General features: G+C 39.2%; 23 protein-coding genes and 4 pseudogenes. 25 read left to right on the top strand and 2 right to left on the bottom strand.

From position 1 onward, the window contains the following. From HT687_RS04380 to HT687_RS11815, 3 pseudogenes are all read left to right on the top strand, one after another. Window positions 1-484, top strand: a pseudogene (locus HT687_RS04380) (IS630 family transposase); the annotation flags it as partial. Further along, window positions 485-911: pseudogene (locus HT687_RS04375) on the top strand (IS30 family transposase); the annotation flags it as partial. It lies immediately after the preceding pseudogene. A 622-nt stretch (window positions 912-1,533) separates the two neighbouring features. Beyond that, window positions 1,534-1,866: pseudogene (locus HT687_RS11815) on the top strand (N-acetylmuramoyl-L-alanine amidase family protein); the annotation flags it as partial. A gap of 222 nt (window positions 1,867-2,088) precedes the next feature. Here HT687_RS11815 and HT687_RS12325 read toward each other — a convergent pair. After that, window positions 2,089-2,581: pseudogene (locus HT687_RS12325) on the bottom strand (IS66 family transposase); the annotation flags it as partial. A 444-nt stretch (window positions 2,582-3,025) separates the two neighbouring features. Between HT687_RS12325 and polA the strand changes: the two are divergent. Together polA and HT687_RS04350 are read left to right on the top strand one after the other, a co-directional pair. After that, the gene (gene polA / locus HT687_RS04355; RefSeq protein WP_119919608.1) at window positions 3,026-5,659 is read left to right on the top strand and encodes a DNA polymerase I; all 2,634 of its coding nucleotides are present in this window, start codon (window positions 3,026-3,028) and stop codon (window positions 5,657-5,659) included. An 83-nt stretch (window positions 5,660-5,742) separates the two neighbouring features. Then, the gene (locus tag HT687_RS04350; protein WP_054388194.1) at window positions 5,743-6,180 is read left to right on the top strand and encodes a CoA-binding protein; all 438 of its coding nucleotides are present in this window, start codon (window positions 5,743-5,745) and stop codon (window positions 6,178-6,180) included. Between the two features lie 174 nt (window positions 6,181-6,354). Here HT687_RS04350 and HT687_RS04345 read toward each other — a convergent pair whose 3' ends face one another. Then, window positions 6,355-7,365, bottom strand: coding sequence for a YeiH family protein (locus HT687_RS04345; protein WP_023935482.1), 1,011 nt, complete (start codon window positions 7,363-7,365; stop codon window positions 6,355-6,357). Between the two features lie 148 nt (window positions 7,366-7,513). Between HT687_RS04345 and HT687_RS04340 the strand changes: the two genes are divergently transcribed. The 20 genes from HT687_RS04340 (at window position 7,514) to HT687_RS04250 (ending at window position 22,665) form a co-directional block, all read left to right on the top strand. After that, window positions 7,514-8,683: a pyridoxal phosphate-dependent aminotransferase gene (locus HT687_RS04340; protein WP_000366350.1), complete on the top strand. Its 1,170-nt coding sequence runs from the start codon at window positions 7,514-7,516 to the stop codon at window positions 8,681-8,683. Beyond that, entirely contained in the window at window positions 8,680-9,450 is a 771-nt protein-coding gene (recO, locus tag HT687_RS04335) for a DNA repair protein RecO (RefSeq protein WP_023932887.1), read from the top strand. The genes HT687_RS04340 and recO overlap by 4 nt, the downstream gene beginning before the upstream one ends. After that, on the top strand, window positions 9,447-10,439 hold the full coding sequence (plsX, locus tag HT687_RS04330) for a phosphate acyltransferase PlsX (protein WP_023932889.1): 993 nt from the start codon (window positions 9,447-9,449) through the stop codon (window positions 10,437-10,439). The genes recO and plsX overlap by 4 nt, the downstream gene beginning before the upstream one ends. A gap of 5 nt (window positions 10,440-10,444) precedes the next feature. After that, window positions 10,445-10,678: an acyl carrier protein gene (locus HT687_RS04325; protein ID WP_000136445.1), complete on the top strand. Its 234-nt coding sequence runs from the start codon at window positions 10,445-10,447 to the stop codon at window positions 10,676-10,678. Between the two features lie 280 nt (window positions 10,679-10,958). Beyond that, window positions 10,959-11,813, top strand: coding sequence for a C40 family peptidase (locus tag HT687_RS04320; protein WP_023935480.1), 855 nt, complete (start codon window positions 10,959-10,961; stop codon window positions 11,811-11,813). 112 nt (window positions 11,814-11,925) lie between these two features. Further along, on the top strand, window positions 11,926-13,095 hold the full coding sequence (locus HT687_RS04315; protein ID WP_023935478.1) for an N-acetylmuramoyl-L-alanine amidase family protein: 1,170 nt from the start codon (window positions 11,926-11,928) through the stop codon (window positions 13,093-13,095). Between the two features lie 152 nt (window positions 13,096-13,247). Beyond that, a complete protein-coding gene (locus HT687_RS04310; RefSeq protein ID WP_000425303.1) occupies window positions 13,248-13,394 on the top strand; it encodes a smi_0057.1 family bacteriocin-like peptide in 147 nt (48 codons plus the stop codon). A gap of 564 nt (window positions 13,395-13,958) precedes the next feature. Then, window positions 13,959-14,774, top strand: coding sequence for a GHKL domain-containing protein (locus HT687_RS11805; RefSeq protein WP_007285090.1), 816 nt, complete (start codon window positions 13,959-13,961; stop codon window positions 14,772-14,774). Next, the gene (locus HT687_RS04300) at window positions 14,771-15,502 is read left to right on the top strand and encodes a response regulator transcription factor (RefSeq protein ID WP_001221866.1); all 732 of its coding nucleotides are present in this window, start codon (window positions 14,771-14,773) and stop codon (window positions 15,500-15,502) included. The genes HT687_RS11805 and HT687_RS04300 overlap by 4 nt, the downstream gene beginning before the upstream one ends. 369 nt (window positions 15,503-15,871) lie before the next feature. Continuing rightward, entirely contained in the window at window positions 15,872-16,000 is a 129-nt protein-coding gene (locus HT687_RS04295; protein WP_000658221.1) for a smi_0059.1 family bacteriocin-like peptide, read from the top strand. An 11-nt stretch (window positions 16,001-16,011) separates the two neighbouring features. Continuing rightward, window positions 16,012-16,152 (top strand): hypothetical protein, encoded by a 141-nt coding sequence (locus tag HT687_RS04290; protein ID WP_001004581.1) that lies wholly within the window; start codon window positions 16,012-16,014, stop codon window positions 16,150-16,152. Window positions 16,153-16,262: 110 nt separating this feature from the next. Beyond that, on the top strand, window positions 16,263-16,445 hold the full coding sequence (locus tag HT687_RS04285) for a class IIb bacteriocin, lactobin A/cerein 7B family (protein WP_000435077.1): 183 nt from the start codon (window positions 16,263-16,265) through the stop codon (window positions 16,443-16,445). A gap of 19 nt (window positions 16,446-16,464) precedes the next feature. Continuing rightward, window positions 16,465-16,656 (top strand): hypothetical protein, encoded by a 192-nt coding sequence (locus tag HT687_RS04280; RefSeq protein WP_000439598.1) that lies wholly within the window; start codon window positions 16,465-16,467, stop codon window positions 16,654-16,656. 29 nt (window positions 16,657-16,685) lie between these two features. Continuing rightward, window positions 16,686-16,886 (top strand): SPPN_00645 family bacteriocin-like peptide, encoded by a 201-nt coding sequence (locus tag HT687_RS04275; protein WP_001055966.1) that lies wholly within the window; start codon window positions 16,686-16,688, stop codon window positions 16,884-16,886. A 261-nt stretch (window positions 16,887-17,147) separates the two neighbouring features. Then, window positions 17,148-17,378 carry a bacteriocin-like peptide BlpU gene (gene blpU, locus HT687_RS04270; RefSeq protein WP_001093485.1) on the top strand — a complete coding sequence of 77 codons (231 nt, stop codon included), beginning with the start codon at window positions 17,148-17,150 and terminating at the stop codon, window positions 17,376-17,378. Window positions 17,379-17,380: 2 nt separating this feature from the next. Continuing rightward, entirely contained in the window at window positions 17,381-17,506 is a 126-nt protein-coding gene (locus HT687_RS12320) for a PncF family bacteriocin immunity protein (RefSeq protein WP_007284823.1), read from the top strand. A 617-nt stretch (window positions 17,507-18,123) separates the two neighbouring features. Next, the gene (locus HT687_RS04265) at window positions 18,124-18,711 is read left to right on the top strand and encodes a recombinase family protein (RefSeq protein WP_023935475.1); all 588 of its coding nucleotides are present in this window, start codon (window positions 18,124-18,126) and stop codon (window positions 18,709-18,711) included. Between the two features lie 198 nt (window positions 18,712-18,909). After that, window positions 18,910-20,145, top strand: coding sequence for a CAP domain-containing protein (locus HT687_RS04260; RefSeq protein WP_023935473.1), 1,236 nt, complete (start codon window positions 18,910-18,912; stop codon window positions 20,143-20,145). 46 nt (window positions 20,146-20,191) lie between these two features. After that, window positions 20,192-21,589 carry an N-acetylmuramoyl-L-alanine amidase family protein gene (locus HT687_RS04255; RefSeq protein WP_000725077.1) on the top strand — a complete coding sequence of 466 codons (1,398 nt, stop codon included), beginning with the start codon at window positions 20,192-20,194 and terminating at the stop codon, window positions 21,587-21,589. A 29-nt stretch (window positions 21,590-21,618) separates the two neighbouring features. Next, on the top strand, window positions 21,619-22,665 hold the full coding sequence (locus HT687_RS04250; protein ID WP_000732623.1) for a DUF6287 domain-containing protein: 1,047 nt from the start codon (window positions 21,619-21,621) through the stop codon (window positions 22,663-22,665). Window positions 22,666-22,756: the final 91 nt, after the last annotated feature.

Raw genomic sequence — 22,756 nt, 5'->3', positions numbered from 1 at the left:
GCCTTATTTCAGGCTTATACAAAGGAGTTAGGTTCTTCCTACACACGTGATACCTTCTATCAACTCTTGAAGCACCATGGTTGGCGAAATATTAGGCCACGTCCAGCACATCCCAAGAAAGTAGACTCTCAAACCATTGTCGCGTCTAAAAATAAAATCTCAATTCAAGAAGAAAAGAAAGCGCTTTAAAACCAGTAGACCTTTTCGTAAGGTTCGCTTGATGTACCAAGATGAGGCTGGTTTCGGTAGAATCAGTAAACTGGGATCTTGTTGGGCTCCAATGGGAGTAGGTCCACATGTCCATAGTCACTATATACGAGAATTTCGCTATTGTTATGGAGCTGTTGATGCCCATACAGGCGAATCATTTTTCTTAATCGCTGGTGGATGTCATACTGAGTGGATGAACGCCTTTTTAGAAGAGCTTTCACAAGCTTATCCAGATGATTATCTTTTACTCGTTATGGACAATGCTATATGGCATAATAAAAGCGCTGAATCGGTCAATCAGGCTCTAAAACTCATCTTAAAACAAGACAAGATTCTGTCCATCACGGCAGATAATGGTACAGAATTTAACCGCTTGTCTGATGTATTTTCTGAGGAACATATCTATTATGCGCACCCCTATGCCTCTTGGGAAAAGGGGAACTGATGAGAATCACAACAGGCTCATTCGGAGATGGTTACCTAAGGGAACTAAGAAAACGACTCCCAAAGAAGTCGCATTCATCGAAAATTGGATTAATAACTATCCTAAAAAATGCTTGAACTACAAATCACCCAGAGAAGACTTCTTCATGGCTAACTTGAACTTGAAATTTGGCTTTTTTGAAAAAATAGGTAAAAAGTTTAAAAACTCGAAGAAAACTCTTGACAAATCCTGCAAATATTTATATAATCTATGGTAGTAAGGTAGTCTTACGAAAAAATATTTTAAAGAAAAACAAAGGAGATAAAACGATGAAAAAAGTTTTATTGACAAGCGCAGTCGCTCTTGCAGCATTTGGTGCTGTACAAGCTGTTTCAGCTGATACAGCAACTTTTAGTGAGGCTAATGTTCAAACATTGCCAAATGCTAAACCTGCAGCTGATGAGAGAACAGAACCAAGTGCAGAAGTTTCTAAACTCTTTAAAGAAGCAGCAGAAGCAGCAGAAGCAGCAGCTAAACGTGGAGAAGAAGCAAGTGGTAAAGTTAATACTACTGAAAATGGTGATTTGACTATTGATGATATTAAGTCTCACCTTGCATCTCAACAATCTCAACAATCTAATAAACAAAGAGTTGTTACCGATAGATATGTTAAGGTTTATGATAAAGAAGGTAATGAACTGAAACTTGATGGTAAAGCAGTTGAGATTAAGTATGAAAAATCAGCTAATAGTACTGTTGAAGTTAAAACTAAACGTGGAACATATAAATTAACAGTTCGAGTACAAAATGGTAAAGCAACTCTTTTGAAAACTCCTCAATTAGTAGCTTCTGCTGAAACACCTGCTCAAAAAGCTGAATGGATTAAATCAGGTTCTCGCTGGTGGTACAAACACGCTGATGGTTCTTACACAACTAATGGTTGGGAAAAAATCAATGGAACTTGGTACTATTTTGACCAAGCTGGTTGGATGACAACTGGTTGGGTTAAAGACAATGGTACTTGGTACTACCTAAACGACAACGGTTCAATGGCAACTGGTTGGGTTAAAGATAACGGTACTTGGTACTACTTGAAATCATCAGGTGCAATGGCAACTGGTTGGTATCAAGTTGGTGGTAAATGGTACTACTCATACGCGTCAGGAGCTCTTGCAGTTAATACAACTGTAGATGGTTATAAAGTAAACCACAACGGTGAGTGGGTTAAATAATCCAAGATAATTTAAAACTAGGAGAGTTCTCTCCTAGTTTTTTTGCTCTTTGTTAGCTATAGGGGTAGAGTTTTTGGCATTTTCCTTGCAACTCCGTCTATTGGTTAGAAGAAAATAAAAAGTGAACAAGACGATATTTCAGTCGTAACCGCCTAATAACGAAGTATATTGAAAAATCTCCAGCCTAGAGAACTCACGGATAGTTCCTAATCTGGAGATTTCTTATTTGCACTTTTCTTGTACAACTTTAGTCCATGGTAAATCAGCCTCTAAAACCTCTTTGTTTACGAGAGTTTCCTCGTTCGGAAGACATTCTAGAAGATAGGATAGCTATTTCTCACTATTTAATTGATGACGTTTAGCTGTTTCCAACAAGCTCATAATAATAGCTCTTGCTTTAGCTCCTTCAAAATTTTGAGAAAACAACCACCCTCGCTTTTTAAAATTTAGCTTAGGCTAAAAGAGTCCACTGGACTCTTTTACTCCGTCCCATAACCAATGATTTAATGGCGCGTTCAGCTAGATTATTGGAAAGGACCAGATGTCCGTCTTTTAAAATGGTCTTAAAGGTTTCTTCATACTTGAGGCTGTATTCAATAGCCCTTCCTAGTTTTGAACCTGCTAAAACTGACTGACATCGACACCAAGCAAAGAAATCTTCCATTAGGGGGTGGAGCTCTTCTTGACGTTTCTGTAGTCGTTCATCAGCTGGCAAAGCATGCAATCGCTTTTCACCTGCTTTTAAGGCCTAGTTTAAGACTAAGTTAGAACAAGGAAAACATTACAATGTAGCCATCATCCACCTTGCAAAAAAACTTATCCGAACCATGTTTTATCTCCTAAAAAAGAGCTACCATTTGACGAACAAAAAGTGATGTAATTTCTGAAATTAACACAAGATTACCTTTGAAAAAAATGGACTTTTTCAAGGGATTTTTGCCGTGCTCTAAAATCATCGCTAAATCATCAAATTGAAATAAGAAATATTTTAGATAAACTATTGACTTTTCTTATAGTTTGTCTTTCATTATAGCACATTTTTAAATCTAAGTTTACTAGTTTCAATGCTTCTATCTATTTATTCGGGAAAAAGTATGAAAAATACTTGCTCTGGCTCTTTCCAATGGTATTTTTTGGTGCTTTCCTTTATAATGGGTGTATGGATAAGAAAAAATTATTATTGATTGATGGGTCTTCTGTTGCTTTTCGGGCGTTTTTTGCGCTCTATCAGCAGTTGGACCGTTTTAAGAATGCGGCTGGTTTGCATACCAATGCCATTTATGGTTTCCAGTTGATGTTGAGCCATTTGTTGGAGCGGGTGGAGCCTAGTCATATTTTAGTAGCCTTTGATGCGGGAAAGACGACTTTCCGTACAGAGATGTATGCGGACTATAAGGGTGGTCGGGCTAAGACTCCGGATGAGTTTCGTGAGCAATTTCCTTTTATTCGTGAGTTGCTGGATCATATGGGGATTCGTCACTATGAGTTGGCTCAGTATGAGGCGGATGACATCATTGGGACACTGGATAAACTAGCAGAGCAGGATGGTTTTGATATTACCATTGTCAGTGGGGACAAGGATTTGATTCAGCTGACGGATGAGCATACGGTGGTTGAAATTTCCAAGAAAGGTGTGGCTGAGTTTGAGGCCTTTACGCCAGATTATCTCATGGAAAAGATGGGCATCACACCGACTCAGTTTATCGATCTCAAGGCGCTCATGGGTGATAAGTCGGATAATATCCCTGGGGTGACCAAAATTGGTGAAAAGACGGGTATCAAACTCTTGCTGGAGTATGGTTCGCTTGAGGGGATTTATGAAAATATCGATGGGATGAAGGCTTCTAAGATGAAGGAAAATCTCATTAATGATAAGGAACAGGCCTTTTTGTCTAAAACACTAGCGACCATTGATACCAAGGCACCGATTGCGATTGGTTTAGAGGACTTGGTCTATAGTGGTCCAGATGTTGAAAATCTTGGGAAATTCTACGATGAGATGGGCTTCAAACAGCTAAAGCAGGCTTTAAATGTGTCGTCAGCTGATGTGTCTGAGAGTTTGGATTTTACTATTGTTGACCAAATCAGTCAAGATATGCTGAGTGAAGAGTCTATCTTCCACTTTGAGCTTTTTGGTGAGAATTACCATACGGATAATTTGGTTGGATTTGCCTGGTCTTGTGGGGATAAGCTCTATGCCACAGACAAGCTTGAGCTGTTGCAAGACCCGATTTTCAAGGATTTCTTAGAAAAAACATCTCTGAGAGTTTATGACTTTAAGAAGGTTAAAGTTCTTTTGCAACGTTTGGGTGTGGATTTGCAGGCGCCTGCTTTTGACATCCGTTTGGCTAAATACCTCCTTTCGACTGTGGAGGACAATGAAATTGCGACCATCGCTAGTCTTTATGGTCAGACTTACTTGGTTGATGATGAAACTTTCTACGGTAAGGGTGTTAAAAAGGCCATTCCTGAACGTGAGAAATTCTTGGAACACTTAGCTTGTAAACTTGCTGTTTTGGTTGAAACAGAGCCTATTTTGCTTGAAAAACTCAGCGAAAATGGGCAATTAGAGCTTCTTTATGATATAGAGCAACCTCTGGCTTTTGTCCTTGCCAAGATGGAAATAGCTGGAATTAGGGTCAAGAAAGAGACTTTGTGTGAGATGCAGGCTGAAAATGAGCTTGTCATTGAAAAACTGACTCAAGAGATTTACGAGTTGGCTGGTGAGGAGTTTAATATCAACTCGCCTAAGCAGTTGGGCGTGCTTCTCTTTGAAAAATTGGGACTTCCTTTAGAATACACTAAAAAAACCAAGACAGGTTATTCGACAGCGGTGGATGTCTTGGAACGCTTGGCTCCTATTGCTCCGATTGTTAAGAAAATCCTAGACTACCGTCAAATTGCTAAGATTCAATCGACTTATGTAATTGGCTTGCAGGACTGGATTTTGGATGATGGCAAGATTCATACTCGTTATGTGCAGGATTTGACCCAAACAGGTCGTCTGTCTAGTGTGGATCCAAACCTGCAAAATATTCCTGCCCGTTTGGAGCAGGGTCGTCTCATTCGTAAGGCTTTTGTGCCTGAGTGGGAGGATAGTGTATTGCTCAGCTCGGACTATTCACAGATTGAATTGCGCGTTTTGGCGCATATTTCTAAGGATGAGCACTTGATTAAGGCCTTCCAAGAGGGAGCGGACATCCATACCTCGACAGCCATGCGGGTCTTTGGCATTGAGCGTCCTGAGGATGTGACTGCAAACGATCGTCGCAATGCCAAGGCGGTTAACTTTGGAGTGGTTTATGGTATTTCAGACTTTGGTTTGTCTAATAATCTGGGCATTAGCCGTAAGGAGGCCAAAGCCTACATTGATACCTACTTTGAACGCTTCCCAGGTATTAAAAACTACATGGATGAAGTGGTGCGTGAGGCGCGTGATAAGGGCTATGTGGAGACCCTCTTCAAGCGTCGTCGTGAGTTGCCAGATATCAATTCGCGCAACTTTAATATTCGTGGTTTTGCGGAGCGGACAGCCATCAATTCTCCTATTCAGGGTTCGGCAGCAGATATTCTCAAGATTGCCATGATTCAGCTAGATAAAGCCTTGGTTGCAGGTGGTTATCAGACTAAGATGCTTCTGCAAGTGCACGATGAAATCGTCCTTGAAGTTCCTAAATCTGAATTGGCAGAGATGAAAAAATTGGTCAAACAAACCATGGAAGAAGCCATTCAACTCAGTGTTACCCTCATCGCAGATGAAAATGAAGGGGCAACCTGGTACGAGGCTAAATAAAAAGGGGGCTAGTCCTCCTTTTTGTAGTAGAATTATGCAAGCCTTTTCAAAATGTGCTATACTGATGAAAAAGGAGGATTTCTATGAGTCAAGAATTTATCAATCCAAGTGATGGCGTGATTCGTCAGTATCTCGCAACGAGTAAAACCCTTGCTGTAGTGGGGTTATCAGATCGTGAGGAAACAACCAGTAATCGAGTGACCAAGGAAATGCAGGCTCGGGGTTATAAAATTATTCCAGTCAATCCCAAGGCGGCAGGTGGCGAAATATTGGGTGAAAAGGCTTATGCTAGTCTAGCAGAGATTCCTTTTCCTGTAGATATTGTCAATGTTTACCGTCGCAGTGAGTTTTTGCCAGATGTGGCGCGTGATTTTTTCAAGGCTGATGCTAAGATTTTTTGGGCACAGCTAGGACTTGAAAGTCTAGAAGCAGAAGAGATTTTGCGTGCTGGTGGATGTGATGACATCGTGATGAATCGTTGCATCAAGAGAGAACATACACGCTTGATTGAGGAAGCATAAGAAAAAGGTAGCTGGTGGGCTACCTTTTGTGTTATACTCAATGAAAATCAAAGAGCAAACTAGCCGCAGGCTGCTCAAAACACTGTTTTGAGGTTGTAGATAAGACTGACGAAGTCAGTCACATATATACGGCAAGGCGACGTTGACGTGGTTTGAAGAGATTTTCGAAGAGTATTAGAAAATGCCGATAAGGGTCTGCATACCAAGAGTGGTGAGGATGATGGCAATCCAGCAGATGGCTCCAAGAAGAATGGATTTTCCACTGGATTTGACCATAGCTACTAGATTGGTTTTGAGACCGATAGCACTCATGGCCATGATAATGAGGAATTTGGAAAGTTGTTTGAGAGGGGTAAAGAAACTACTAGACACACCGAGAGAGGTCAGAAGGGTGGTTAGGAGCGATGCAAGGATAAAGTAAAGGATAAAAAGTGGGAAGACTTTTTTCAGTTGTAGGCTTTGCTTGTTTTCTTGTTGGCGACTTTGCCAGTAGGAGAGAAAGAGCGTGATAGGGATAATGGCCAAAGTACGTGTGAGTTTAACAATGGTTGCAGACTCGAGGGTATTGCTTTGGTAAAGACTGTCCCAAGCGCTGGCGGCAGCCGTTACAGAGGAAGTGTCGTTGACCGCAGTCCCTGCAAAGAGGGCGAAGCCTTCATTGGATAGATGAAGCCAGGTGCCGAGGGTTGGAAAGATGAGCGCAGCCAAGACATTGAAGAAAAAGATAACGGAAATGGCTTGGGCTACTTCCTTTTCCTTAGCATCAATAACGGGCGCTGTCGCTGCAATGGCAGAACCCCCACAGATAGAAGAACCTACTCCAACCAAGGTAGCCAGTTTTGTATCCAGTGCAAAGAAACGCTGGAAGAGGTAGGCAATAATCAGAGCTATTGAGATAGTGGACAGGATGACAGGGAGTGAAGATTGGCCAACTGCGAAGACCTGCGAGATATTGAGACCAAAACCAAGCAAGACAACGGCATATTGGAGCAACTTCTTGGAACTAAAGGTCAAACCAGCATCCAGTTGTTTATAGGACGAGAGAAAGGGATGTAGGAGCATGCCTATGAAAATGGCAAAAACGGGCGCGCCAATCACAGGGAAGAATCCTCCTAAGTACCAAGATACGATAGAAATGAGAAGGCAGGCCAAGATACCTGCTCCATTTTTTGATAGAAATGACATAAAAACCTCCAAATAAAATCTTTTACCATTATAGACATAAAAACAGGAAAAGTAAAGTAGAAAGTGGAAAGTTATTCTATTATGTATTTTTGCGGTCGGGGGGCTTTTGTAGTATAATAGAGATACGTTTTTACAGTAGGAGGTATCTATGGACTTAACTAAGCGCTTTAATAAACAGTTAGATAAGATTCAAGTTTCGTTGATTCGTCAGTTTGACCAGGCTATTTCGGAGATTCCTGGGGTCTTGCGTTTGACCTTGGGGGAACCTGATTTTACAACGCCAGATCATGTCAAGGAGGCGGCCAAGCGAGCGATTGACCAGAACCAATCCTACTATACAGGGATGAGTGGTCTGCTGACTCTACGTCAGGCAGCCAGTGACTTTGTTAAGGAAAAGTACCAACTGGACTATGCTCCTGAAAATGAAATCCTGGTTACAATTGGGGCGACAGAGGCTTTATCTGCGACTTTGACAGCTATTTTGGAAGAGGGAGACAAGGTGCTCTTGCCAGCTCCTGCCTATCCAGGTTATGAACCGATTGTCAATCTAGTTGGGGCAGAGATTGTCGAGATTGACACAACTGAAAATGGTTTTGTCTTGACTCCTGAGATGTTGGAAAAGGCCATTTTGGAGCAGGGAGACAAGCTCAAGGCGGTTATTCTCAACTATCCAGCTAATCCGACAGGAATTACCTATAGTCGGGAGCAGTTGGAGGCCTTGGCAGACGTTTTACGCAAGTACGAAATTTTCGTTGTCTGTGATGAGGTTTACTCAGAATTGACCTATACAGGCGAAGCCCATGTATCTCTAGGAACGATGTTGAGAGACCAGGCTATCATTATCAATGGTCTATCTAAATCGCATGCTATGACCGGTTGGCGTTTGGGACTAATTTTCGCTCCTGCGGCCTTCACAGCTCAGTTAATCAAGAGTCACCAGTACTTGGTGACTGCCGCAAATACCATGGCGCAACACGCTGCGGTGGAGGCCTTGACGGCTGGTAAAAACGATGCGGAGCCTATGAAGAAGGAATATATCCAGCGTCGTGATTATATTATCGAGAAAATGACTGCTCTTGGTTTTGAGATTATCAAACCAGACGGTGCCTTCTATATCTTTGCTAAGATTCCAGCTGGTTACAACCAAGACTCCTTTGCCTTTCTAAAGGATTTTGCTCAGAAGAAGGCTGTTGCCTTTATCCCTGGTGCTGCCTTTGGGTGTTATGGAGAAGGTTATGTTCGCCTGTCTTATGCAGCCAGCATGGAGACTATCAAAGAAGCCATGAAACGACTTGAGGAGTATATGAGAGAAGCATGATTCAGTCTATCACGAGTCAAGGCTTGGTGCTCTATAATCGCAATTTTCGTGAGGATGACAAGCTCGTCAAGATTTTTACAGAGCAGGTTGGCAAACGCATGTTTTTTGTCAAACACGCTGGTCAGTCTAAGCTGGCGCCTGTTATTCAGCCCTTGGTGCTGGCACGATTTCTCTTGCGAATCAATGATGACGGACTCAGTTACATCGAAGACTATCATGAGGTCATGACTTTTCCCAAGATTAATAGTGACCTCTTTGTCATGGCCTATGCGACCTATGTGGCAGCTCTTGCAGATGCTAGTTTGCAGGACAATCAGCAGGATGCTCCCTTGTTTGCTTTTTTGCAAAAGACTTTGGAGTTGATGGAAGCAGGCTTGGATTATCAGGTTTTGACCAATATTTTTGAAATTCAAATTTTGACTCGATTTGGGATCAGCCTTAATTTTAATGAGTGTGTCTTTTGCCATCGGGTCGGTCAGGCTTTTGACTTTTCTTTCAAATATGGAGCCTGCCTCTGTTCAGAGCATTATCATGAGGATGAGAGACGTTGCCATCTCAATCCCAATATCCCTTATCTGCTCAATCAATTTCAAGCCATTGATTTTGAGACCTTGGAGACCATTTCGCTCAAGCCCGATATCAAGCAAGACTTACGCCAGTTTATGGATCAGCTCTACGAAGAGTACGTTGGGATTCACCTAAAATCAAAGAAATTTATTGATTCCCTAGCAGACTGGGGACAATTACTAAAAGAGGAAAAGAAATGAAAAAAATCGCAGTAGATGCCATGGGGGGCGATTACGCACCTCAAGCCATCGTTGAGGGTGTCAATCAAGCCCTAGCTGACTTTTCAGATATTGAGGTTCAACTCTACGGAGATGAAGCTAAAATCAAGCAATATCTGACAGCGACAGAGCGCGTCAGCATTATCCATACGGATGAAAAGATTGATTCAGACGATGAACCTACGAGAGCTATTCGGAAGAAGAAAAATGCCAGTATGGTATTGGCGGCCAAGGCTGTCAAAGAAGGAGAAGCAGACGCTGTTCTCTCGGCTGGGAATACAGGTGCCTTGTTGGCGGCAGGATTCTTCATCGTGGGTCGTATCAAGAACATCGATCGTCCTGGACTTATGTCGACTTTGCCGACTGTAGATGGGAAGGGGTTTGACATGCTGGACCTCGGTGCCAATGCAGAAAATACAGCCCAGCACCTCCATCAATATGCGGTTCTAGGTTCTTTCTATGCTAAAAATGTCCGTGGCATTGCGCAACCACGTGTTGGCTTACTTAACAATGGAACAGAGAGTAGCAAGGGTGACCCGCTTCGTAAGGAAACTTACGAATTACTAGCAGCTGATGAAAGTTTGAACTTTATCGGAAACGTGGAAGCACGTGATTTGATGAATGGCGTTGCGGATGTTGTCGTGGCAGATGGTTTCACGGGAAACGCTGTGCTCAAATCCATCGAAGGGACAGCCATGGGAATCATGGGATTGCTCAAGACAGCTATTACAGGTGGTGGTCTTCGAGCGAAACTAGGCGCACTCCTTCTCAAGGATAGCCTCAGAGGTTTGAAAAAACAGCTCAACTACTCAGATGTTGGTGGAGCGGTCTTGTTTGGTGTCAAGGCACCTGTTGTCAAGACTCATGGCTCAAGCGATGCCAAGGCTGTTTATAGTACGATTCGCCAGATTCGTACCATGCTAGAAACAGACGTAGTTGCCCAGACTGCGCGTGAATTTTCAGGAGAATAAAAGAGATGACAGAAAAAGAAATTTTTGACCGTATTGTAACCATTATCCAAGAGCGACAGGGAGAGGACTTTGTCGTGACAGAATCCTTGAGTCTGAAAGACGATTTGGATGCTGACTCAGTTGACTTGATGGAGTTTATCTTGACACTGGAAGATGAATTTAATATCGAAATCAGCGACGAAGAAATTGACCAACTCCAAAGTGTAGGAGATGTTGTTAAAATCATTCAAGCAAAATAGAAATCGGAGTTCCAAGGCATTTGCTTTGGAATTTTTTATTTGGCTTAATACTCTTCGAAAATCTCTTCAAACCATGTCAGCTCTATCTGCCACCTCAAAACAGTGTTTTGAGCAACCTGCGGCTAGCTTCCTAGTTTGCTCTTTGATTTTCATTGAGTATAAGTGACCGTTTAGGAACAGATTTAGTCTTTCTAGGGACAGTAGAAATCTGAGGACAAATAAGGGATATAATGGAGTCAGAAAAAATCAATCTCCAAAAAGGAGAAAAGAAAGGATTTTTATGATGAAAAAATATCTTTATTCTAGTTTGTTAGTTCTTGCAGGAGGCGTTCTCCTAGCAAATACTACGGTAGCCTATGCTGATTCCCCATCAGCAAGTGAGAAAGAAGCGATTGCTCAATTAGTTAATCAAGGCAAGATAAAAGCTGAAGAAGCTGATCAAGTAAAATTGATTGGTTTTGAAGATAAAGAAACCCAAGCAGAGGGAAATCAAGAGAAGAAAGCTTTCAATCAATATCGTGATCCGAAAGGAACATGGATGCAAACCAATGGTAAATGGTGGTTTAAATACGGTTCAGGTGGGTATGCTAAAAATTGGGAACAATTAGATGGCAAGTGGTACTATTTTGATGACCAAGGATGGATGAAAGAAAATACTTGGATTCAACCTGATGGTAATTATTACTACTTATCTGCTAGTGGTGCTATGGTCACTGGTTATCAACGTGTGAATGGTACACCATACTTCTTTAGAGCCAGTGGTGTATGGGTAGAAAATCGTGGACAGGCACTTGGTGAATACGCAGAGACATTTGTAGGAAAAATCCCATATGTTTGGGGTGGGGCAGATTTGAATAGTGGCGTAGATTGCTCAGGATTTACGATGGCTATTCATGCTAAGTTTGATATTAGTATTCCTAGAGTAACCTATGGTCAAGCAACAGGAGGAAGCTATATAAGTAATGGTTCTCAACAAGCTGGAGATTTGATTTTGTATAATAGTGAAGAGACAAATGACCATGTAGGTATTTATGTTGGTGGTGGAAAGGTAGTTCATGCTCCATATCCAGGTCAATATGTTTCTTATATGAATCAATACGGTATTACTCAAAATACAATTCGTAGATATTGGTAATATTGTCTAATTTTTCACAATATTATTGACTTTGACAATGAAAAGTATTAGAATATAGCTAAATAAAGAGGGGAAGCCCTCTTATAGCTATTCAATAAAGGAGGAAATGGCTATGAAAAAATCTAAATTACTTACTCTTGGTTTGCTTGCAGGTGCTGGTCTGCTTTTGTCTATCAACCAAGCACAGGCTGCAGATACTTGGGTTAAAAATGGTGCTGACTGGAATCTTTCTCAAGATGGCAGCCTAGCTAAGGATAAATGGGTACAAAATGCTGGGTCATGGTATCACTTCGATAGCGCTGGTAAAATGCAGACAGGCTGGCTCAAAGACGGCAATACTTGGTATTCTCTAGCAGATAGTGGTGCTATGCGCACTGGCTGGTACAAGGAAGGTAACACATGGTATTCGCTCGCAAGTAGTGGCGCCATGCGTACAGGTTGGTACAAAGAAGGATCTACATGGTATTATCTCAAAGGCAGTGGCGCTATGGCAACAGGATGGGCGACTCCAAATGGTAAATGGTCTTACTTTGAAAAATCAGGTGCTATGGTCGCAGATAGAGCTGTTCCAGCCAGTGATGGGGAAAGTTATGTCATTGGTAAGGATGGCTATCTAGCAAATAGAAAAGATGCTGGATACAGTATTCATGATATTGTCAAACTTGGAGATGGGCAAGAATATTTGCTAAATGCTAAAGGTGACGATGTTATTATTGAAAAAAATGCTTGGTATATCAGACCAGAGTTCAAGAAGTTTTCTAATAAATATGGAGATGAGGTTGCAAATACTACCTTAGCTTTAGTGGATAATAAAGAAGAAGGACAAGAAATTGATCCTAAGGCAGTTTTACAGAACTTCCAAAACTTACCAAATCGCTACTACTTTGATGAAAATGGACATCGTGTGATTAATATCCCAGCAATGACAACCTATTCAGAGATTAAAAAAGTTGGCAATGATGTCTATTTAGAAAATCCAGGTGCACGACTTCGTCTTGGAGCTACCCACTTTACAATCAATAACAATAAACTATACTATTTAGAAAATGAGCAAGGTAAGCTCAAAACAGGTTACTTTGTATTGATTGATGATGGTATGGCTACAACCCACTATCACATCCTAGCCTATGCGGATCAATCTGGTGAAATTCTTAAGATGAAACGCTTGCCATCAGGAGTTTCAGATTATCTGGATAAAGAAATCGATGGTTTATATGGTGAAAAAATTAAAATTGAATCTCCACACTCAAACGAATATTATAAAGTGGTTGTGGTTAAATAAAAATAACATCTTCACAACTAATCGTTAACGCTCTAACCAATATACCATTTTCAGGAGGCTTTAGATTTCTTGTATTTTAAAAGGAAACTAAAGCCTTTTGTAGATGGAGCAGGGGATAGAGTTATCTATAAAATAATGAAAAGGAGTCTGTCATGGAAATGAAAAATACATTTGTAGAATTGGAACAATTTGAAGAGTTAACTCCAGAGGTTTTGGAAGAAGTGAATGGTGGAGGGATTTTTGAAGATACCGTAAAATGGTGCGATAAATTATTTAGTACGGGTAGACACTTTGCTTAAATTCACAGTATTCGTTAGAGATTAGATTTATTTATGATTATTTTAGAATTCTTAGTTTCTGTGCTATATATACTGTTGGTAGTCGTTTCAACCATGGTTCCTACTATTTATTTGGGTGCTCAAATTTCCCCAGAATTTTATAAAAAACGTTATTGGGTCCTTGTATTTTTAATTAGTTTATCTGCTCGCCAAACATTTGGAGAATTATTTCATATAGGAATCATTCTCTTCTTTTACTGTATTTTTTTACTAGTATTGCACAAGGGAAAAGGGGAAGCTTTTTTTCTTTCTCTGTATCTTTTTCTCTTCTTTCAAAGTATTCGTTATTTATTTTTGACAATTTGGATTCGTGTATTATCTGGTGAGCCTTGTTGTTTTGTAGATTCGTTTTCCACTTTATATAGATCTGTATTTGATTTATTATCAATATTTCTATGTTCTACAATTATGAAACGTTGTTCTTTGGATTTGGATTTATTCTTTTCAGATGCTTTCAAAACCCACTATTATAAGAGTTTTTTCATTATCCTACCTCTGACTGGATTTAGGATATTCTCTTCGTTTATGACCAATAGAAATAGTTCGTTCTACGTTCGTTTTGATACGACCATTTCTCTCCTGATTTTCATTCTCTTTTTCTCTTGGCTCTTTTACATCAAGCATTTGGAGCAGGTTTATCGTGATGAGCAGACCATTCAGAGACAGGAAGATGAAAATCGTTCCTTGCAAGGAATGGTGGATAAGTTGGGACATCTCTATGATGAGGTTCGAGGTTTCCGTCATGATTTTGCGGGAATTGTCGCCAGCATGGAGCCTGCCATAGCAAATCAAGACATGGCTGAGGTATCTACCATTTATCAAGATGTCTTTCTAAAGACTAATGAAAAGCTGAGGAAGGCGGATTACACGGCCTTTAATCTTCACAATATCCATGATATAGCTATTCGCAATACCTTGGCAAAAGCCATGATTGTGGCAGATAAGCAGGGAATTCATTTTAGTTTGGAGACGGTGGGGGTTGTCGAAGAGCTGGCATTGCCTATGTTGGAGGCTATCCGTATCCTCTCTATCCTCACGACAAATGCTTTAGAAGCAGCCAGTGAGGCTGAAAATCCGCAGATTCGGGTTGCTTTATTGGCAGGTGATAGGAGTGTCCGTTTTATCATTGAAAACACTCGTAAGAAAGAAGAACTGAATCCCAGTATTCTCAGTCAAAAGGGTTACTCTACCAAGGATAACCACAGTGGACTGGGCTTGGCAACCTTGGAGGACATGGTTTTTCATTATGATTTAAACTTAGATACCCAGCTAGGAGAGACGACTTTTAGACAAGATTTAGAATTGCCATTTAAGGATGAGAAACGAGGGGGAGAGGAATGAGAATTTTAGTTTTGGAAGACGATAGAGTCCAGCAAGGACGGATAGAGCAGACTTTACTAGATATCGGTCGCTCTCGCAATTTAAGATTGGAAATTGATATTGCCAAAAACTATGGGGATGTTGAAAAGTATTCTCAGTATTTTGACCATTACCAGCTCTATTTATTAGATTTAGAGATTGATGGAGAGCGTGAACGGGGCTTTCAGGTTGCTCAACAGGTTCGGGAGCGGGATCCTTTTACAAGCATTGTCTTTGTGTCCACGCACTCGGAGGCCTTACCTCTAGCTTTTCGCTACCACTTGTCTGCCTTGGATTTTATTTCCAAGGATCAGCCAGAGGCGGACTACTGTCATCAGCTGGAGCGCTGTCTGGACTATGTACTGGCAGTAGATAAGAGGGAAAATATGCGTCTCTTTACCTATAGTTTTGAGGGAAGACGGGGCTTCACTCTGCCCTACCATGAAATTTTAGCCTTTGAAACTTCAGTGGAATCCCATCGTATCAAGGTCTATTATGCCAATCATTCTATCAAGACCATTTATGGCAGTCTCAAGGATATCGCTGCCAAGGCTGAAAAAGATTACTTTGTCTATGCCAATCGCAATACGTTAGTCAGTTTACAGGCTATTGAAGAGATGACTGCCACAGAAGTGACCTTGTTAGAAGGCTTGCATTTCCCCGTATCACGAACAGCCAGAAGAACCCTTAAAAAATATCTTAATGTCTAATATCTGTTAGATTTGAATGAGTTTATCAATAAGAATATCGGAAAATTTTCTGATATTCTTATTTTTTGACTTCTTTTTCGAATAGATAAGTAAGAGGAAAAGAAAAGGAGTTTGCTTCATGTATCTACCGATTTTCTATTCATGGTATATTAAATTATTTTTCAAATAAAATTTAATTTAGTTGTACATTTTCGAAATTTTTTTCGAATAGATAAGTAAGAGGAAAAAGAAAGGAGTTTGCTTTATGTATCTACCAATTTTCTATTCATGGTTCATTAAATTATTTTTTAAATAAAATTTAATTTAGTTGTACATTTTTGAAATTTTTTTCGAATAGATAAGTGAGAAGAAAAAGAAAGGAATAAAATAATGAAAGAACATTATTACGGATTTGTTGAGCTAACTTCGGAAGAATTGACCGATATTCAAGGTGGAGAAAATTGGACGAAGACCCTTGTAGATTGGTACATTGGATTTCGTAGAGGTTTTGGTTTTTAGGAGGATAAGAGATGAATGAAATGAATGATAAGTATACTATTGAAGTATTAAAGGAAAGCGACTTAGCCTTGCTGGTGGGTGGTAGTGAGGCAAGTTACCAACATGGTTTAATGGTGGGGTTCATTTTACGTCGTGCGTTATTTGGATTCTAAGATAATATTTAGAGAGTGAAGCTTACCTACAACAATGAACAGAATATATGAAAAAGGAAATACAAATAACTACCTTTTTCAATTGTTAAGAATCAAAAAAGGAGAATAAGATGGAACAAATTAAAAATATGGAAAATAATTTTCATGTAATGAGTCATGAGGAATTGGCCGATGTAGAAGGAGGCTTGCTATTTGGTCTGGTAGTAGTTGGAGGAGTCGCAATTGCAGGAACATTTTTATTGGGTGCGGTAGATGGTGCTTCAGGAGCACATGCTAAGCGTCGTGGACGTTAACAGGGAAGGAAGAGCGCTGATGGAACGCATAATAGAAAGTTGGATTACTAGGGTAGAGAATTTTTACAGTTTGCAGTCAATTCCTGTGAAAGTATTCATTTTCATAGTTGGAGTAGTTGGGATTTATGCTTTAGGGACATTACTTTTAGGACCGGTTTATTGGGCGGGGCAGAAGTTTGGCGAAACAATTTACAATTATTTGTTTCAATAAAAAATTATAGATAAAGAGGAACAGACATAATGAATATGATAAAAATTGAAGAAAAATTTACAAGTCTTACAGAAAAAGATTTGGCAACAGTAGAGGGTGGTCGAGTGTCATGGAGAGGTAATATTAACATCGATGTCCACAAAGTGATTGATAGTACGGGAAGATTTTTCGGTGGTATCTATAATGCTGGTAGATCATTTGGGCGAAATGTTTACAATGCATTTTATTGAAGATTTTTCGGTGGTATCTATAATGCTGGTAGATCATTTGGGCGAAATGTTTACAATGCATTTTATTAATATAGTTTATTAAAATGAATATCATATATTATATTTTTGAATTCGTTTTCGAATAGATAAATAAGAGGAATACAGGGAATGATTATTTCAGTAATTCAAGATTTGGATGAAACAATTTAATAAACACTGCTATACCAAACTTGTCAAGTTTGCAACAAGACAAGCATTAAAATAAAAAAGGAGGCATTCGTTATGAATACAAAAACGATGTCACAATTTGAAATTATGGATACTGAGATACTTGCTTGCCTTGAAGGTGGCGGATGCAATTGGGGAGATTTTGCCAAAGCAGGTGTTGGAGGAGGAGCAGCACGAGGTCTTCAGCTAGGAATTAAAACAGGAACATGGCAAGGTGCAGCAACTGGTGCTGCGGGAGGAGCTATATTTGGAGGTGTGGCCTATGCAGCGACATGTTGGTGGTAATTATGGATTTTAAAAGTTTTATTATTGGTTTAGTAGTTGGTATATTTGGTCCCTATATGGATGATCTAATTAGAAAAAAATTTTTAAAGTCTTCGGAGAAGAAAACAGAAAAATTTGTCAAAAAATAATCAAAACGATAAATGATGAATCTGATTCAAAATTATCTTGCACATGTAAAGAGGACCATCTCTCCTCTTATCAGGTAAATAGGAATCTTGCAGTAGCGAATCAAAAAAGGAGTAACTATGAATCGTAATTTAGAACGGTGTTATCTATTCTGACTATGAATAGATCATACCAGAGGTGGCTTATAAATAGCGGGGACATTAGAAATTGAAGTAACTTTAAATAGGATGTCGTAAAGGTTACTATCAATGATTTATTTGTCCCAAGCTTGCCTAGGGTGTCAGAAAAAAATCATTTTCCTTTCAATAGCATATTTTTAGTAGGTAGGACGTTTGTTCTGCCTATTTTTTATCCAAAAAGTGCAGTTGAGGTGTTTATTTATATCGTTTGGAGTTTATTTGGAGTTTTACATGTATTTTTGATAAAAAATAGGCATAGAAATTAGGAAAGTTGAAGAAAAGGAATGAAGAAGGTCTTAGTTTGTGATTTTTTACATACTTTTAAGTCTTGATGAAGTAGTTTGAACTAATATATAATTGCTAGAAATTGAATACACTACTCCTTGAGGGCATTTTGCCCTCTTTTATATTTTACAATAAGTGTAAAAAGGAGAGTTTTTATGCGTTACGGTTATGTTCGAGTATCTACAAAAGAACAAAATATTGATAGGCAATTTTCAGCATTGGTAGAAAACAAATTATCAAAAGAGAATATTTTTATTGATTACGTTTCAGGAAAAGATTTTGACAGAATGGAATATCAAAAATTATTAACTACCTTGAAAGAAAATGATGAATTGGTTATTAAATCAATTGATAGGTTGGGAAGAAACTATGATGAAATTTTAGAACAATGGCAAGCAATTACTAAGAAAAAGAAAGTAAATATAACTGTTTTAGATTTCCCCTTATTAAATACAAAGAATAGCAATGATAATATCACAGGAAAACTAATCTCCGATATCGTTTTACAAGTCCTATCTTATGTGGCACAGTTTGAAAGAGAACAAATCAAACAAAGACAAATGGAAGGAATACGGGAAGCACAGAAAAAAGGGAAGAAATTCGGCAGACCAAAATTGGTTGTTCCGAATAATCTCCCTGATGTGATAGCTCAATATAAGAAAAAAGAAATAACCTTACGAGAAGGTGCAGACATCTTAGGAGTATCAAAAAGCACCTTTCACAATTGGATAAAAAATTCATAGTTCTTGTCAAAAAACCTAGGATTTTTTGGACAGAAAATACAGTCTATTTTAGAAGCGTTTTCGTTAGAAAAAAGGTTCTAAAATCCAGCATTTTGACCAATTATTATTACACTTCCATTTTATCAAGTTTGTCCAAAAAAGTCTAGATTTTAGGACAAACTGATTATTTTACAATAAATAAAAATAGGGGGACACGAAATGGACACCAAAGCTAAAAAGTTCACACTTGCAACGATTTCAGCTCTATCACTTCTTGGGGTAGGAATTGTTACATCACAATCAGTAGTTGCTAATGATAGGCTGGTTTCCACTCAAGCAATCAAAGGTCAATCCTACAATATCTTAAACTCTGAGGTCACTAGTACTTCTTCTGGTACTACTCTAGTTGGGATTGAAGGGACTTTCTTAACGCCAGATAAACAGGCTATCTTAGATCGTATCAATGCTATTCGAAAAGAGGCAGCAGATGAAGGTCTAGTTACTAGCTATGTTCCGATCAAATGGTCAACTGAACTAGAAAAAACAGCCTTCGTTCGGGCAGCAGAAGCTTCTGTAACTAGGCATCATAAACGTTTATCTAATAAAGATATTTGGAGTGCCTGGCCTTCAGGGAATTTTTCACTAGCCGAAAACTTAGCTTGGAACTATGATGGATTTATGACAGCTATTAATCAATGGTATGACGAAAAAGCAGATTACGTCAAATCTCGTAGTGGGGCAAGTGTATCTGGTCAAACTGGACACTACGAATCCTTAATCAATTCAGAATTGACCTATATGGGTTTGGCAGCCTTTGAAAACCCTGTCACTCAAAATGGATGGATTACCGTTGCACAAAGTTTCGGAACATCATCTGGTGGCTCTGAAGAATTAGCTGGTGGTTATGGAAAGGCCATTCAATATACAGAAGCAAATTCTTCTCAGATTCAAACATTTGCGACTAAGGCGAATCTTTTTGACAAAGACTTGAAGGCAATCGGAACTCATACCAGTAAGAAAACAAAACAAGGTAAGTCTAACGGGACTAATAAACCAGGTTTCTTTTTTCAAATGCAAGATATTGGTAGGGGTATGGGTTTTTGGCGACAATCTGGTTCTCGTTGGTGGTTTATGCAACTTGATGGGTCTTACCCTTACAATCAGTGGGCAAAATTAGATAATATCTGGTATCACTTCGATAGTTCAGGTTGGATGCAAACTGGCTGGATAAAAGACAACGGCACGTGGTACTATCTCGACGGTTCAGGTGCTATGAAGACTGGTTGGTTCAAGGATAACGGTAGTTGGTATTATCTTGATAGCTCAGGTGCTATGAAAACAGGCTGGATGAAGGTATCTGGGAAATGGTACTATGCCTATAGCTCTGGTGCCCTAGCAATCAATACGACTACACCAGACGGCTATCGCGTCAATTACAATGGAGAATGGGTATAGGATAAGATTATAAAAAATAGATAAAAAGAAAAGGAATACAAAAATTATGAAAAAAATCGTTTTAACGACTACAGCAGTTTTATCACTCCTAGCAACAGGAGCTACAATTTCAAGTGTCAATGCAGCAAGTGGCGTCCCGATGGTCAAGTTCTGGTCTCCTGCAGCTAATGCTTATGTTGAAGAACCTGCTCCTGGGTATCGTGATACAGATTTAGTCGCAACAGATGTGACGCTTGTAGAAAAAAGAAAAGCACAACTTGGAGCATTTTCTGATGGTGAATTTACAACGGTTGATTGGGTAGATAATGCTTATAGACAAGAATTCTCTAAGCAATTTGCAAGTTTTGAATCCAACGGCATTGCTACATTCAACGGTAAAACAATTGTCTTTAAAGCAACAGACTATGGTATCTATACCATGAAGTTTGAATTAAATGGTACTCTCTATAAGTTAACTGCTGATGTCAGAGAAAATCTAGGAAAAGGAGGTCCTTTTTACACTTATGTAACCAAACTAGAAGTCTTATCAAATAATCAAGCAAATACTATCTCGAATACGAGTACTGAAAAACAAATAGAAGCAACAATTACAAAGGTTGAAATTCATCATTTTGGATTTAATTTTGAAGGTGTACTCTCAGAGCCACTACAACACGGAGGAGATAATGCAGCTAGAGGAAATGTTACTCTAATTGATAAGGCTACCGGAAAGATTGTGTACCAACATAATAATGATGTCATCTTTAGTGGTCTAACTAATGACGTCAACGACCAATTTCTTTTGCCTTTAATTTATAGTAATAAATTTAAAGGGGATGTTTTCGATATCAGACAGTTTCCTGCCGGAACATACATCTTGGAGATGTCTGGAGAAGCTGGCTCTCCGCACGATCACTCAGTTGATAATAGAAAACGTGTCTTTAAAGTTAGAAAAGAGGTGACTATCGGAAATCCTTCAACAAATTCAAATACTAACACCACAACTCAATCAGGTTCGAATTCATCTAGCTCGTCAACTTCTACAAGTTCGTCATCTGGAAACTATTCTAACACGGATACAACCATGACGACCCATCAGTCTAAATCTACTTGGATGTATTCGAATGGTCGCTGGTGGTATAAACACGAAGATGGCACTTATACAACTAATGACTGGGAAAAAATCAATGGTGTTTGGTATCGTTTTGATAACTCTGGTTGGATGCAAACTGGCTGGGTAAAAGACAACGGCACGTGGTACTATCTCGACGGCTCAGGTGCGATGAAGACAGGTTGGGTCAAAGATAACGGTAGCTGGTACTACCTTCAAGATTCAGGAGCTATGAAAACAGGCTGGATGAAAGTATCTGGCAAATGGTACTATGCCTATAGCTCTGGTGCACTCGCAATCAATACAACTACACCTGACGGTTATCGTGTCAGTTACAACGGTGAGTGGGTATAAAAACAATTTCAAATTGTAAGATTAAACATATGAAAAAATTATTTCTATTCAGTATTAGTATATTAGCTATCTCTATTTTAACGGCTTGCCAACATCAGAGTGAAAACACTTCTGCAACAAGTTCTGAAGCAATTGCTTCAAGTACTAGTTCAACTTTTTCTACATCGGAAGAGAAGAAACCTGATTACACCCTATATAATCCTGTTCTTAAAGAATATGCCAAAGTATTAGATGGTTCGTCAACTTCACATACAGAGATCAATTCAAAAGCAAACTTAAAAAACACTTATCCTAAAGAATATTCTGGATTACAGTATAGCTTGTATGATTTAGACCAAGACGGTACGGACGAACTTTTGATTGCCCTAAAAATGGATTCTAACTATTACGATTTATTAGATATTCGAACTCTTAAAAATGGTGAAGTTATTCGACTGACCAATGCAGAAAACAATCTGGACTTTATTGGAGAGCGAGTACATTTTAATCCTTTAGAAAATGGTTATTTTCAATTATCTACCCGAGTATCTACTAATCAAATCCAACTTAAACTATACAAGTTGAATCAGGATGGAACACTGTTAGAACTAGTCATTGAATCAGATACAGAAGAGGGACTGGGGACAAAACCACCTTCCCTTGACATAAGATCTTTCTTTTGGAAATCTGTCACAAGTCTTATAAATGGAGAAACAAGCCTTCCGTCAGAAAGTAAAGGGATGGATATTACTGCAATTCAAAATGGAGATTTTTCTAGTGTCGCAGGCACTTGGAGGAATCGTACAGGTATTGAATTTACTTTCGACAAAAATGGTTTAGTAAGTGATCATTCCAAGATTTCAATTGAACATGCTAAGGAAATTGACCACTATCTCAAGGCAAGTTCTGTTTCTAAAGATGGAGGTGCTGGTGCAGCTATTGCCTTTTTACCAGCAGGAATCCCTATAACCATGTCTGTCACCTCTTCTTCAGATAATGGCTATACTGACTCGTCTGATATTACACAAGACCGCTTATGGTTTGGACACCAACTTATCAATGGTAGTACCGAGGGATTTTTTTACAAGGTAGAATAGTTTTAATAGACTTACAAATTTATCAATAAGAATGTCGGAAAATTTTCTGATATTCTTATTTTTTTGACTTCCTTTTCGAATAGATAAGTAA

Source organism: Streptococcus sp. 1449, assembly GCF_013276805.1.
GTDB lineage: Bacteria > Bacillota > Bacilli > Lactobacillales > Streptococcaceae > Streptococcus > Streptococcus pseudopneumoniae.
Note: the sequence above shows the minus strand (reverse complement) of the source record. Positions and strands in the feature narration are given on the sequence as shown.

Bases quoted from the DNA above. Each gene is read 5' to 3' on its own strand.
- HT687_RS04250 (WP_000732623.1), top strand. From the start codon at position 21,619: ATGAAAAAATTATTTCTATTCAGTATTAGTATATTAGCTATCTCTATT.
- HT687_RS11805 (WP_007285090.1), top strand. From the start codon at position 13,959: ATGACCAATAGAAATAGTTCGTTCTACGTTCGTTTTGATACGACCATT.
- HT687_RS04315 (WP_023935478.1), top strand. From the start codon at position 11,926: ATGAAAAAATCTAAATTACTTACTCTTGGTTTGCTTGCAGGTGCTGGT.
- HT687_RS04310 (WP_000425303.1), top strand. From the start codon at position 13,248: ATGGAAATGAAAAATACATTTGTAGAATTGGAACAATTTGAAGAGTTA.
- plsX (WP_023932889.1), top strand. From the start codon at position 9,447: ATGAAAAAAATCGCAGTAGATGCCATGGGGGGCGATTACGCACCTCAA.
- HT687_RS04325 (WP_000136445.1), top strand. From the start codon at position 10,445: ATGACAGAAAAAGAAATTTTTGACCGTATTGTAACCATTATCCAAGAG.
- HT687_RS04260 (WP_023935473.1), top strand. From the start codon at position 18,910: ATGGACACCAAAGCTAAAAAGTTCACACTTGCAACGATTTCAGCTCTA.
- blpU (WP_001093485.1), top strand. From the start codon at position 17,148: ATGAATACAAAAACGATGTCACAATTTGAAATTATGGATACTGAGATA.
- HT687_RS04265 (WP_023935475.1), top strand. From the start codon at position 18,124: ATGCGTTACGGTTATGTTCGAGTATCTACAAAAGAACAAAATATTGAT.
- polA (WP_119919608.1), top strand. From the start codon at position 3,026: ATGGATAAGAAAAAATTATTATTGATTGATGGGTCTTCTGTTGCTTTT.
- HT687_RS12320 (WP_007284823.1), top strand. From the start codon at position 17,381: ATGGATTTTAAAAGTTTTATTATTGGTTTAGTAGTTGGTATATTTGGT.
- HT687_RS04255 (WP_000725077.1), top strand. From the start codon at position 20,192: ATGAAAAAAATCGTTTTAACGACTACAGCAGTTTTATCACTCCTAGCA.
- HT687_RS04295 (WP_000658221.1), top strand. From the start codon at position 15,872: ATGAAAGAACATTATTACGGATTTGTTGAGCTAACTTCGGAAGAATTG.
- HT687_RS04285 (WP_000435077.1), top strand. From the start codon at position 16,263: ATGGAACAAATTAAAAATATGGAAAATAATTTTCATGTAATGAGTCAT.
- HT687_RS04345 (WP_023935482.1), bottom strand. From the start codon at position 7,365: ATGTCATTTCTATCAAAAAATGGAGCAGGTATCTTGGCCTGCCTTCTC.
- HT687_RS04300 (WP_001221866.1), top strand. From the start codon at position 14,771: ATGAGAATTTTAGTTTTGGAAGACGATAGAGTCCAGCAAGGACGGATA.
- HT687_RS04320 (WP_023935480.1), top strand. From the start codon at position 10,959: ATGATGAAAAAATATCTTTATTCTAGTTTGTTAGTTCTTGCAGGAGGC.
- HT687_RS04275 (WP_001055966.1), top strand. From the start codon at position 16,686: ATGAATATGATAAAAATTGAAGAAAAATTTACAAGTCTTACAGAAAAA.
- HT687_RS04350 (WP_054388194.1), top strand. From the start codon at position 5,743: ATGAGTCAAGAATTTATCAATCCAAGTGATGGCGTGATTCGTCAGTAT.
- HT687_RS04290 (WP_001004581.1), top strand. From the start codon at position 16,012: ATGAATGAAATGAATGATAAGTATACTATTGAAGTATTAAAGGAAAGC.
- HT687_RS04280 (WP_000439598.1), top strand. From the start codon at position 16,465: ATGGAACGCATAATAGAAAGTTGGATTACTAGGGTAGAGAATTTTTAC.
- recO (WP_023932887.1), top strand. From the start codon at position 8,680: ATGATTCAGTCTATCACGAGTCAAGGCTTGGTGCTCTATAATCGCAAT.
- HT687_RS04340 (WP_000366350.1), top strand. From the start codon at position 7,514: ATGGACTTAACTAAGCGCTTTAATAAACAGTTAGATAAGATTCAAGTT.